Below are 12,475 nucleotides of genomic sequence, written 5' to 3' on the forward strand. Positions count from 1 at the left end.
TCCGACGCCAGACTCACTTCTACAGGCTAAAAATTACCAATAAATACAAATTGCGTGTGATCTGACATACCTCCTACGCAATACCGTGAAAGGTCAAGCCATGAGAGCGGGCATCGTGACGGTATTCTGATCGTCAGCAGGCACATTGCCTTCTGGCTGTTTCATACCAGTCTGCCTTGTTGATGCCCTGACTCATGCATTTACAGTCAATTTACTGGATGAGGCGTCATGAAGGCATCTTTGAGCCCCACACTGAAGTCTCAACAGTTGCTGCAGCGCGTCTGGGCTTTTGCGCTCCTGGCACTGATCCTGATGCTCAGCGCCAGCTGCAGCCTCTATCTGCTCTCCGCCGTGCGAGCTTTCGTCAACGGAGAAAGTCTCTGGTCCAAGGCCCAGAAAGATGCGATTTACTCGCTTTCCCGCTACGCGGATGAAGGCAACCCGATCGACTTCGCCCATTACCAGCGGGCCTTGCAAGTGCCGCGTGGCGATGCCGAGGCACGCATTGCCCTCTACGACAAGCCCCTGCGCCTGGACCTGGCGCGCAAAGGCATAGAGCAAGGCCAAAACCACCCTGATGATGTCAGCTCCCTCATCTGGCTGCTGCGCACATTCCGCTATTTCAGCTGGGTGCAGGAGCCCGTCGCGTACTGGAAGATGGGTGACGAATACCTGAATCAGCTCGATACGCTGGCCCAGGAAATCCGGCATGGATACGAGGTCGGCAACATCAGCCGCGAAAACATTGCCACCTGGAAGCGCGAGATCGACCTGATCAACCAGGGCGTGACGGCCCTGACCAGGGCCTTCAGCGACTCTCTGGGCGAAAGCTCGCGCAACATCGTCTGGCTGCTGCTCGCCCTCAACGGCGCCCTGGCCATTGGCCTGGTGGGCCTGTGGGTCTGGAATACCTGGCGCCTGATCCTGCTGCGAGAGCAGGTTCAAGACGGCCTCAACAGCGAAAAAGAGCGCGCGGAGACCACGCTGGCAGCGCTCAGCGATGCGGTCATCACCACCAATGCCAAGGGCATGGTCAACTATGTCAACCCCGCCGCCATAGGCCTGCTGGGTCTGCAAAAGCAAAGCTATCTGGACAAGCCCATCAAGCAGGTGCTGCAGTTCTACACCATGGACGCCTCCATCACCAGCGAAGGCCTGCTCGCACAGCTTGTCAATGACACCAAAGAAACCACCGTCGTGCGCGACGAGCAAACGCACTGGGTTCGCCGCACCGACCACAGCATCGTGCCGGTCAAGGTGCTGGGCTCCGCCATGCAGCGCGATGCCCAGGCATCGGGGGCGGTGTTCGTGCTGCGCGATGTGTCGCGCGAGCAGCAGTACATGGACCAAATTTCCTGGAATGCACGCCATGACACGCTGACGGGTCTGGAAAATCGCGGGGAATTCGAGCGGCGGCTGCAAAAAATGCTGACCCAGGGTCTGCACCAGGTCAAGCCCTACGCTCTTCTCTACATCGACCTGGACCAGTTCAAGCTCATCAACGAAACCAGCGGCCATGCCGCTGGTGATGAGGTGCTGTGTGAAGTCTCTCGCATGTTGCAGGCCAATCTGCGCGAAACCGATTGCCTGGCGCGCATGGGCGGTGACGAATTTGCCGTGCTGCTGGAGAACTGCCCTCCTTCCAACGTCGCGAGCATTGCCGAGAAGCTGCGCCTAGCAGCCCAGCAACTGCAAACCACCTGGGGAGAGAAGATATTGCGCACCGGTTTTTCGATCGGTGCCGTGCATGTTCCCGGTGATGCGGTCAATGCCTCCGACCTGCTGCGCATGGTCGATATGGCCTGCTATCAGGCCAAGGAGCGCGGGCGCAACAAGGTCTTTTTCTACAAGGCCGAGGACGGAATCTACAGCCGCTATGTCAGCGAGATGGAATGGGCCACACGCATTCGTACCGCACTGGACGAAGACCGCTTCTGCCTCTATGCCCAGAGCATTGCACCGCTGCAGGCCCGCAAGCACAGCCGGCACAGCGGCATGCACTTCGAAGTCCTGCTGCGCCTGCGCGATGAAAACGGCCAGATCCTGGCCCCCGGCCATTACATACCCGCCGCCGAGCGCTACGGCCTGATGCCATCGCTTGACCGCTGGGTGATCACTAGGGCCCTGCAGACACTGGCGCAGCAGCCCGGACACGCCAAGCTGGTGGAAACCTGCGCCATCAATCTCTCCGGTCCCAGCCTGGACGACGACGGCCTGCTGGAATTTGTGAAGGAGCAGTTGCAGCAGCACGGAATTGCACCGCAAAAGCTATGCTTCGAAATCACCGAAACCAGCGCCATTGGCAACCTCAGCAACGCCACACGGCTGATTCAGTCGCTGCGCGCCCTGGGTTGCCGTTTTGCCCTGGACGACTTCGGTGTCGGCATGTCGTCGCTGACCTATCTGAAGCAGTTGCCCGTCGACTACCTCAAGATCGACGGCGGCTTTGTACGTGACATGCTCAAGGACAAGGGAGACCACGCCATGGTGGAGATGATCAATCGCATCGGCCAGACACTGGGCAAAAAGACCATTGCCGAGTTCGTCGAGAGCCGCGAGATCGCCGAAGAACTCATGACCATGGGCGTGGATTATGTGCAGGGCTACGCCATCGCCCGCCCCAAACCCATGACCGCCGAATACTTTACCCCCACGCAGGAAAACCAATTGCCGCAGTGGTGCGGGGCTCTGGCCATGGGCTGACAGCAGCGCACGCCAATACAAAAAACGACGCCTTAAGCGTCGTTTTTTGTCGGCGGCAGTCAGGCTGCAACCATCAGCGCGGCTTGCGCGAACCCTGGCCTGCCGGCTTGGCGGGCCTCGCCGCAGTTTTGAAACCGGACTTGGCCTTGCCAGTCACACCCGCGCGCGGCGGCAGGCCGGTATGCTGGGTCAGCAGCTTGCCCGGTTGAGGCTGGCTGCTGCGGAAGCGCACATCGCCCTTGGGCTCCAGGCTCGCCTCTTCGCTACGGCGTCGCACGGCCACAGCCTTGCCCTCCTTGTTGGTGGTGTAGCCGATGCCTCCACCGCTCTTGGACGAGGTGCTGTTCTTCTTTCGCGCACTCTGATAGCTCCCGTCAACCAGGGGCTGGAAGGTCGGGATCAGGTGCTGCTTGCCGTTGCCAATCAGATCGGCGCGCCCCATGGTCTTGAGCGCCTCGCGCAGCAGCGGCCAGTTGTTCGGGTCGTGATAGCGCAGGAAAGCCTTGTGCAGACGGCGGCGCTTTTCACCGCGCACGATGTCCACGCGCTCCTCGGCCTCGTCGCGCATCTGGCGGCGCACCTTGGTCAGCGTATTGCGACCGCTGTGGTACATGGCGGTGGCCGTGGCCATGGGGCTCGGGTAGAAGGTCTGCACCTGATCGGCACGGAAGCCGTTCTTCTTGAGCCAGATGGCCAGATTCATCATGTCCTCATCGCTGGTGCCGGGGTGGGCGGCGATGAAGTAGGGAATCAAAAACTGTTTCTTGCCGGCCTCTTCGCTGAACTTCTCGAACAGCTGCTTGAACTTGTCATAGCTGCCGATGCCTGGCTTCATCATCTTGGTCAGCGGACCTTGCTCGGTGTGCTCGGGGGCGATCTTGAGGTAGCCGCCCACATGGTGCTGGACCAGTTCCTTGACGTACTCGGGCGACTTCACGGCCAGGTCGTAGCGCAGACCCGAGCCGATCAGAATCTTCTTGATGCCGGGCAGCTTGCGCGCGCGGCGGTAGATCTTGATCAGCGGACCGTGATCGGTGTGCAGGTTCTGGCAGATGCCGGGGAAGACGCAGCTGGGCTTGCGGCAGGCAGCCTCGATCTGCGGGCTCTTGCAGCCCAGGCGGTACATATTGGCCGTGGGCCCGCCCAAGTCGGAGATGGTGCCGGTAAAGCCCTTGACCTTGTCGCGGATCTCTTCGAGCTCCTGGATGATGGAGTCTTCGGAACGGCTCTGGATGATGCGGCCTTCGTGCTCGGTGATGGAGCAGAAAGTACAGCCGCCGAAGCAGCCGCGCATGATGTTCACCGAGGTGCGAATCATCTCCCAGGCCGGAATCTTGGTGGCGCCCTCATGGCTGCCGCTTTCGTCGGCATAGGCGGGATGCGGGCTGCGCGCGTACGGCAGACCGAAAACCCAGTCCATTTCGGCCGTTGTGAGAGGAATGGGCGGCGGGTTCATCCACACATCGCGGGCCGTGGTCCCCTCGCCATGGGCCTGGACCAGCGCACGGGCGTTGCCGGGGTTGGTCTCCAGATGCAGAACGCGATTGGCGTGGGCGTACAGAATCGGATCGCTCTTGACCTCTTCGTAGCTGGGCAAGCGCAACACGGTGCGCTCGCGCGCAGGCAGCTTGGACTTGCTGCGCAGCGAGAGATTGGGCACGAACTGGATAGGCTGGACCTTGGCTACCGATGCGCCGTCACTGGTGCCGTCCGCTTCCGATTTCGCGGCCTCTTCCTTGGAGCAGCTCTGGCCCTGGGCCTCGGCCTGCTCGCTGGTCGTCATATAGGGGTTGATATGGGGCTCGACTTCGCCGGGCTCGTCCACCGTGGTGGAATCGACCTCGAACCAGCCCTGCTCCGAAGCTCGGCGGAAGAACGAAGTGCCACGCACATCGGTGATCTGCTCCACCGGCTCGCGTGCCGCGATGCGGTGTGCCACTTCGACCAGGGCACGTTCTGCATTGCCGTAGAGCAGGATGTCGCACTTGCTGTCCACCACGATGGAGCGGCGCACCTTGTCGCTCCAGTAGTCGTAGTGGGCAATGCGACGCAGCGAGCCCTCGATGCCGCCCAGCACGATGGGCACATCCTTGTAGGCCTCGCGGCAGCGCTGGCAGTAGACGATGGCCGCGCGATCGGGGCGCTTGCCGGCCACATCGCCGGGGGTATAGGCATCGTCGCTGCGAATCTTGCGATCAGCCGTGTAACGGTTGATCATCGAGTCCATGTTGCCAGCCGTCACGCCCCAGAACAGATTGGGCTTGCCCAGGGCCTTGAAGGCCTCGGCGCTGGTCCAGTCGGGCTGGGCGATGATGCCCACGCGAAAGCCCTGCGCCTCCAGCACGCGGCCGATGACCGCCATGCCGAAGCTGGGGTGATCCACATAGGCATCGCCCGTGACCAGAATGATGTCGCAGCTGTCCCAGCCGAGCTGATCCATCTCCGCACGGCTCATGGGCAGGAACGGTGCCGGGCCGAAGCGCTTGGCCCAGTACGGCTTGTAGCTGGTCAGCGGCTTGGCATCGCGGTGGAAAAAGGAAACATCAACCGGGGCGTTCATGTGGATGGGCTTTATATGGCCTCATGGCCTATTCGGAGAAACAACCCGTCAGTGTACTTTTCCGCCCTCAGCCTTGCACGAGCAAGGTCTTGCAGAAACAGGGTTGAACTCTGAACTTCATAGCATCCAGCGCTTTAATTCATTGAAATTCGATGCATAACACACCTTAAATCATTGAAATACAAGCGCCAGACACTCACTTCTTCATAGCACCAAAATCCAGATAACGCGCCGACTCAGTCCTTTTCCTGCCTCGTCACAGCGCCGGTGGCAGGATCAAGCCTGAGCTTCATGACCGTCTGATCGGCGCGCAGCATCTTGACCTTGTAGCTGGTCTTGCCCCAGTCCGAATCCAGCTGGGCCTCCAGCGGCTTGCCAGGCAAGGCGGCAATAGCGGCATCGACGGCCTGGACCAACGTGATCCGGGCATCGGCCAGGCGCTTGGCATGCTTGCCCTCGGCCCGGCCCTTGTTCTCCTCCACTGCGGCATCGCCCGTGCTGGCATTCACGCGCAGCTTGATTTCCTCATTCACGGGTGAGATCAGGGTGACCGAGTAATAAGGCACAGCGCCTTTTTTACCCTCTTCCAGCTCGACATCGATCGCTTTTCCGGGAGCAACGGCCTGGGCTTTTTCGACGGCCTGGTTCAAGCCGATCTGCACGGCGCCTGTCAAGGCCAGCCATTCGGCAGCCGACTTGGCCAGGGCCGGAGCCGCACTCAATCCACTCAGGCTCAGGGCTGCAGATAGCAGCAAGGTGCTGGGACGCAATCTCATGGACCAATCCTCCTACAGTGGCAATGGCTCCAGTCTGCCTCGATTCCGTGGCACGGCCTTGTCGGATATCAAGCCATATCGACTTGTGGAGAATTCATCTCAAACTATTGATAGGCAATGATTATTCGCTATGAAATCCGAGAGTCAGTACGCTGAAAACCCGCCAGGAACGAGCCTGGGCGGGGCGGGCTGACTGTCACGGACAAGCCTTTTGCCTACAGATCTTGCTGGGCAGCCGCAATCATTTCGCCAAACAGGCGGGCATCACCGAGCTGATTGGCGGCCAGCAGCACCAGCTTGACCAGCAGCAGCTCGGACTTGTCCGCGCCCACGGCATCGATGGCGACAGCCAGCTGGTCGTACACGGTTTCCAGACCAGCGATATCAAGAGTGGTTGGGTTCATTTGAATCTCTCCTCAGACAGGCAGGGCCGCCTTGAATGCCGCTTGCAGGCGATTGGCGTCCAGCGCCATCCAGCGCGCACAGACATGTTGATCGGGGCGCAGCAGATAGGCGGCGCCATCGGCCATCACGCCATAGCGGGCGCGGCAGCGGCCTTCGCTGTCGTCGAGCACCAGATCGGCACCCTGTATCGCGCTTGCGGCCTGGCTGCTGACGGCAATCAGGCGCACGCCGATGCCGCGGGCTCTGATAACGGCCACGACCGCTTGCAGTTCGGCAGGAATCGCCTTGTCGCTCGTGAAATACAGCAGATCGAAGCCGCCGCCCAGATGGTCGAGCAGATAGCTGTCCGGCGCAAAGCGCACGTTGAGGGGCGGCGCGCCATGGGCTGGGCCGGCCTTGAACAGCAGATTGTCGTCGCCCATGCTATTGAGCGGCGAGTTGCCGTACTCATGCGGGCGCGAGGTGCGCCAGTGGTAGAGCGGGCCGACAAAGGGTTGGCTCAGCGACAGGGACAGCACGGCATCGCGCAGCAGCCTGAAGCCTCTGCTGGGCGGTGCCATGAAACGCGTGCTCTTGCCGGCCTCCTCCACAATCTCGCGGGCCGCGCCCACGCGCTCGCTGCTGTAGCTTTGCAGCAGCGCGGCGCTGGCCGCCCCCTTGGCGACGAGTGCCAGACGCCAGCCTAGGCCCTGGGCATCCTGAAAACCGGTGTTGGCGCCGCGCACGCCGAAGATGGGCAGCATATGGGCTGCATCGCCCGCAAAGATCACACGGCCATGCACATAGTCGGGCAGGGTCAGCGCGCGGGCCGAGTAGACGGAACTCCAGTCCATCTCCCAGGGCGTGCCGCCAAAGCCGATCATCTCCAGCTGCGCATCGATGCGCGCCTTCAGCGACTCGGGCCTGAGCGCATCCTCGGGATCTTCGCCGGCAGGCAGCTGGTAGTCCACACGCCAGATGCCGTGCGGCTCGCGGTGCATGAGGATGGTGTTGCCCGGGTTCCATGTGGGATCGAAGAATGCGAGACGCTCGGTGGGCAGAGGCAGGTCGATGCGGATATCGGCAATCACGAAGCGGCCTTCGTAGGAGGCGCCTTCCATCAGCAGATTCATGGCCGTGCGAATCCCGGAGCGCGCGCCGTCGCAGGCCACCAGCCAGTCGGCCCGCATCTCGTAGCTGCCTTCTGGGGTATCCACTTCCACCAAAACCTGCTCGCCCTTCTGCTCGACCTTGTTCACGCGGTTGCCCCAGCGCAGCTCGATCAGCGGGTTGGCCTGCACTGCATCGACCAGGTATTCCTCCAGGTACTGCTGCTGCAGATTGATCATGGGAAAGAAGCGGTCGTCGTCGGCACGTGCGTTCTCCATGCGAAACACGCGCTGGCCGCGGTAGATGCTGTTGCCGTAGCACCAGGGCAGTCCGGTCTCCGTCACGCGCTGGGCCACGCCCACCTGCTGCAGGATTTCCATGGAGCGGCGCGTGAACACGATGGCACGGCTGCCTTCGGACACCTGCAGCTCGGACTCCAGCACCACGCAGCGCTGGCCGTGGCGGGCAATTTCCAGCGCCATGGTCAGGCCCACCGGGCCGGTACCGACGATGACGATGGGGTGGTTTTGCTCGCCCGGATGCCGAGAGGCAAGCCAGGGCTGATGCACCTGGTACTGGTAATAGATAGAGCGGCGTGGCTCGGCAAATGGCTGATGCATATTCTTGTCTCCTGGGGGCGCTGTCGTGGTCAAACCGGTGCGCTTTCATCCCCTTGCGGTCTGGCTTGAGGTGCAGTGTAGAAAAGCAGCTAGTGACCGATGTCACCAGATGGAGACAATACCAAGCAGCAACCGATATTCAAGTCGAATCAGCCTCCAGCCTTTACAGATCAGTCACAAGCAGCTATCAAAGTTGACCATCGACAGCTTCAGCGGGCTCCATCAGCAGCGCAAACAGCTCGCGCTGCCCCTGCACGCCCAGCTTGGCGCAGACACGTTTGACATAGGTGCGCGCGCTGCTGACGGTAATGCCCAGACGCTGCGCCAGCGCATCGGCATCCAGGCCCTGGGCCAGTGCCCGCACCACATCGAGATCGCGCGGCGTCAGTTGCTCAAAGCGCCGCGCCAGACGCGCCAGCACCAGCCCGACCAGGTCATCCTGCAGCGTCTGCCCCGCGTAATGCAGACGCATGGCCTGCATGACCAGGGGTGCAAAGGCCTCGATCCGGGCAATGGCTGCAGCGTCGAAGCAGCCATGCTCCTCGCCTCGATACAGGTTCACGGAAAGCCAGCGCGCGTTTTCCTGCAGCATCAGCAGCGACAGCCGCTCGGCGATGCGCGGCAGTTCATAGCAGACATGGCGGTACTCGAGGTGCTGCACATCGTGCGGCCCCTGGCGATGCAGCCAGACGCGCGGCCTGGCATGCGGGTCCCTGGCAAGGCGCGCCAACTCGGCCTGCATCACGCGCTGCGAACCGTCGAGCGGATAGAAGCGCTCGCTGTAATCCTGGGAGATCATGGGCAGCGCCCCCGTGCGCGCCCTGTCGCCCATGCCCACCACACGCGGCCTGGCCATGCCCTGGAAGGAGAAGATCGTGCACTGCGCCAGCGGCACATGGCGTCCCAGCAGTTGCAGGATCTGCTCGGCCACGGCGTCGCTGCTGCTACGCCCCACTCTTTCCATCATGGCCGTCACATCGGCCAGAGCCACGGGCAGCTGCGCTGCCTGCGCGGCAGCCGGCAACAGCATCCAGTGCGAAGAATCGGGAAACGGCGCAGAGCTAGCAGTCATGGGCTGCGATTCTCGCCGCTGCAGCGCGGCTGCGGGCAGGAAAAACCGGCTGTCCCTTTCAGGAGCGGCCGGTCTGGCCGGTTTGGCTTGAAGCAGAAATTGCGGTCAGTCCCCTGGCGCCCTACCACTCGCCCACATTGCGTATGCGCTGCAGCAGCTCCCATTCGTCTTCGGGAGCCGCAGCCTGCAGAGCCTGGGGCTCTGCCAGTTCCTGGGCCAGCGGAGGCGGCGTGAAATGCTCACGGCCAAAAGTATGTTCGCTCAGGGACTGTGGATGCGGATTGTTCATGACGGCCTCCTTTGCTCAAAGCTTAAGGCTCGAGGCTTGCCAAAACTGTAGGAATTGGCTTAAGGACACTGTCGAGCAATCCCCACAAGCCACGTCGTCATGTCATGGATGGGTCACAACTGCTGCCCCCGGCCCAGGCTGCCCGGCCCTGACTTTGCGGTTATGCTGCCGCGGCTATGCCTCAGACTATTCGTGCTCCCGTCTCCAGTGAACTGATCATCAAGAAAAGCCGCTTCATCGGCTGCGTGCAGCCGATGACGGACAGGGCCAGCGCTCAGGCCGTGGTGGACGCACTCTGGCGCGAACACCCGGGCGCCGCCCATGTCTGCTGGGCCTTGCTGGCGGGTGGGCAATCTGCGGCCGTGGACGATGGCGAGCCCAGTGGCACGGCCGGCCGTCCCATGCTGGATGTGCTGCGCCATCAGGACCTGGAGGGTGTGCTGGCCACCGTGGTGCGCTATTTTGGCGGCGTCAAGCTCGGTGCCGGCGGTTTGGTACGCGCCTATACCGACGCCGTGGCACAGGCACTGCTGCAGGCCGAAAAAGTCGCCATTCAGCGCATGCAGATCCTGCAATGCACGGCTCCCTATCCGCTGGAGGGCCTGGTGCGGCGCATGGCCGACGCTGCAGGCGCTGTATTGCTGGAAGTCGATCACGGCAGTCTGGTGAGCTTCAAGCTACAGATGCCTGAGCCCGACGCTGCCGAATTTGTCAGTGCTCTCAATGAAAACGGTCAGGGCCGCATTGGGTGGCTCAAGCCGGACGAGCTGTAGATCACAAAGAAAAACCCGCCTTTGGCGGGTTTCCGAGCTGGCAATTTCAGCAATTGCCCTTCTTGGCCTGGCCCGGTGGGCAGCCGTGGGGGTGAGGCTTTTTGTAGCCATCGTCGTAGTATCCGCCACGGCTGTCATAGACAGCACAGCCGCTCAGCACAAACATGGCTGCTGCCAAAGCAAACATCGTTTTCATGGGGTGACCTTTTCAGATTTTTGAGGGCGTCAGTCTATAGGCGGCCCCGCCCGCATTCTGTCAACAATCCTGTAGCAGCTTTCAATTGGCCGGCTGCTGCTGCTCAACCGCCACCTGCAGGTGCAGCAAAGTGAAATACAGGGTTACATCGCCCTGCTGGTCGATGAAGGTACCTACGGCGCGCTGCAGGCGAGCGGCAATGCACATGCACTCCATGGCCTCGGGACGGCCGCCGGGAATCCGGGCCGTGGTCAGCAATGCCAGCTGATTCTGTCGGCCGAACTCATGCACGACTTCCAGCGCTTCGCCATGCTGCTTGGGAATGGCTTCGTTGGCCCAGCTCCAGACAAAGCTGCCCTCCCGCTCGCTGCTGGTTCCCACAAGGCAGACCGTAGCGATCACTTCATGCAGCGGAGTTTCCAGCGCCAGCAGGGCGCGGTCCAGATCCCAGCGGTAGCTGGGGCTGCCCTGCAAGCCAAATTCCAGGGGCCATGCTGCATTGCGGGCCTGCATCATTTCAACGGCCTCACGGCTCCAGGCGGTCCAGTCGGTGGTATGTGCGTCGTTGCTCATCGCGTTCCATTGCTTTTCAACAGACCGCATTGTCAGCCAATAAGCAGACTGCCACTGTGTTTACACCCACTCCATTCGGACGATTCAACCGGCGAGAGTCCAGCTGCAAACTGGTCCAGGCACTCCCTTGGAGGCCGCCGCACAACCAATGGAGACTACTATGCCCCTCGTACCCACAGGACTGCGACGCGCAGCAGCCATCGCCACTCTGAGCACGCTGACTCTGTCCAACTGGCCGACTGGCTTCGCGCAGACCCAGGCTTCTTCCAACATGACGACAGGCTCTGCGGGACAAATGCTGGCCATTGAGCCACTAGCCCCAGCCTTCAGCCTGGCAAATGCCGACAAGGCCTATGCCATCTGGTACTCATCAACCGACGGAACGGCGGCAGGCAACGACCAGGCGGTTCAGCTCACGACCTCGGGAGCCATCTTTCTGCCCAGGGGGCTTCCGCCTGCCGGTGGCTGGCCGGTAATAGCCTGGGCGCACGGCACCGTAGGCATCGGCGACAGCTGCGCCCCCTCCCGCAACCCACGCTCGGAGCGCGATGCGCAATATCTCAACAACTGGCTCAAGGAGGGCTATGCCATTGTCGCAACCGACTACCAGGGTCTGGGAACGCCCGGCCCTCATGCCTATCTGCACAGCCGAGCTGCGGCCTATGCCACGCTGGACTCCCTGCGCGCGACGCTCAACACCAAAGAGCTCCCACTCGGCAACAAGATAGTCATCGTGGGCCAGTCCCAAGGAGCGGCTGCCGCATTTGCAACTGCTGGCTTTGCCCCAGACTATGCCCCAGAGTTGAAGATTCTGGGTACGATCGCCACCGGCACGCCCCACTCCGGCAGACCCAGCAAGGACGGCAAGATCGCCTATCGCTCAAGCCCTGCCGAGCAGAAGAGCACGGACCCGTCCATTGCCTACATTCTTTACATCGCGGCGGTAGCCAACCAGTCCAAGCCCCGCTTGCCAGCCGAACAGGTACTGAGCGAAAAAGGCCTTGGCGCCATGAAAGCCGCCGAAACCACCTGTGTGCAGCAAATGTTCGATGTGGTGAAAAAAGAGCAGCTAAGCTGGAGCAACACCTTCAAGTCAGACTTCATGAGCTACTACGCTCAACCTTTCAGCAAAGGCCAGTTTCCCACACTGAAGATCGCCACGCCCGTGTTCTTTGGCATAGGAGGCGCGGACAGGGACGCACCGACCAAATTTCAGCAGGACCTGGCCGAGCAGAGCTGCGAAGCCGGCACAGTGGTTGAAGCCCACACCTACCCGGGCATGGACCATTCGCAGACCGTCAACAGCTCCTTCCCCAACTCGCGCCTGTTTGCACGCAAGCTGTTCAATGGGGAAAAGATTGCTGGCAACTGTGTTGCAAAACAAGAGACGCTCGGCCTCCGCTGAACCGCGTGGGGTAT

Annotated in this window: 11 protein-coding genes; 3 read left to right on the forward strand and 8 right to left on the reverse strand. The window is 61.6% G+C overall.

Annotation, left to right across the window (positions count from 1 at the left end):
* The first annotated feature begins 228 nt into the window (after positions 1–228).
* Positions 229–2,703: a putative bifunctional diguanylate cyclase/phosphodiesterase gene (locus tag CTR2_RS14025; protein WP_087083271.1), complete on the forward strand. Its 2,475-nt coding sequence runs from the start codon at positions 229–231 to the stop codon at positions 2,701–2,703.
* A gap of 73 nt (positions 2,704–2,776) precedes the next feature.
* Here CTR2_RS14025 and CTR2_RS14030 read toward each other — a convergent pair whose 3' ends face one another.
* From CTR2_RS14030 to CTR2_RS14055, 6 genes are all read right to left on the reverse strand, one after another.
* Positions 2,777–5,263, reverse strand: coding sequence for a YgiQ family radical SAM protein (locus CTR2_RS14030; RefSeq protein WP_087083269.1), 2,487 nt, complete (start codon positions 5,261–5,263; stop codon positions 2,777–2,779).
* Positions 5,264–5,499: 236 nt separating this feature from the next.
* A complete protein-coding gene (locus tag CTR2_RS14035) occupies positions 5,500–6,039 on the reverse strand; it encodes a PepSY domain-containing protein (RefSeq protein WP_087083267.1) in 540 nt (179 codons plus the stop codon).
* 215 nt (positions 6,040–6,254) lie between these two features.
* Positions 6,255–6,443 (reverse strand): DUF2783 domain-containing protein, encoded by a 189-nt coding sequence (locus CTR2_RS14040; RefSeq protein WP_087083265.1) that lies wholly within the window; start codon positions 6,441–6,443, stop codon positions 6,255–6,257.
* 12 nt (positions 6,444–6,455) lie between these two features.
* Complete coding sequence (locus CTR2_RS14045; protein ID WP_087083263.1) at positions 6,456–8,153, reverse strand: FAD-dependent monooxygenase; 1,698 nt, start codon at positions 8,151–8,153, stop codon at positions 6,456–6,458.
* A gap of 187 nt (positions 8,154–8,340) precedes the next feature.
* Positions 8,341–9,225: a helix-turn-helix transcriptional regulator gene (locus tag CTR2_RS14050; protein ID WP_087083261.1), complete on the reverse strand. Its 885-nt coding sequence runs from the start codon at positions 9,223–9,225 to the stop codon at positions 8,341–8,343.
* 121 nt (positions 9,226–9,346) lie between these two features.
* Positions 9,347–9,514 (reverse strand): hypothetical protein, encoded by a 168-nt coding sequence (locus tag CTR2_RS14055; RefSeq protein ID WP_003064951.1) that lies wholly within the window; start codon positions 9,512–9,514, stop codon positions 9,347–9,349.
* A 176-nt stretch (positions 9,515–9,690) separates the two neighbouring features.
* On the opposite strand from CTR2_RS14055, the gene CTR2_RS14060 reads away from it, so the two are divergent.
* A complete protein-coding gene (locus CTR2_RS14060; RefSeq protein ID WP_087083258.1) occupies positions 9,691–10,287 on the forward strand; it encodes an IMPACT family protein in 597 nt (198 codons plus the stop codon).
* A gap of 46 nt (positions 10,288–10,333) precedes the next feature.
* Here CTR2_RS14060 and CTR2_RS14065 read toward each other — a convergent pair whose 3' ends face one another.
* Together CTR2_RS14065 and CTR2_RS14070 are read right to left on the reverse strand one after the other, a co-directional pair.
* A complete protein-coding gene (locus CTR2_RS14065; RefSeq protein WP_003064948.1) occupies positions 10,334–10,483 on the reverse strand; it encodes a hypothetical protein in 150 nt (49 codons plus the stop codon).
* Between the two features lie 81 nt (positions 10,484–10,564).
* Positions 10,565–11,056 carry a DUF6882 domain-containing protein gene (locus CTR2_RS14070; RefSeq protein WP_087083256.1) on the reverse strand — a complete coding sequence of 164 codons (492 nt, stop codon included), beginning with the start codon at positions 11,054–11,056 and terminating at the stop codon, positions 10,565–10,567.
* Positions 11,057–11,216: 160 nt separating this feature from the next.
* Here CTR2_RS14070 and CTR2_RS14075 point away from each other — a divergent pair, with 160 nt between their 5' ends.
* On the forward strand, positions 11,217–12,461 hold the full coding sequence (locus CTR2_RS14075; RefSeq protein ID WP_176391642.1) for an alpha/beta fold hydrolase: 1,245 nt from the start codon (positions 11,217–11,219) through the stop codon (positions 12,459–12,461).
* Positions 12,462–12,475 lie beyond the last annotated feature (14 nt).

Origin of the sequence: Comamonas thiooxydans, from assembly GCF_002157685.2 — a bacterium.
GTDB classification, from domain to species: Bacteria; Pseudomonadota; Gammaproteobacteria; order Burkholderiales; family Burkholderiaceae_C; genus Comamonas; species Comamonas testosteroni_H.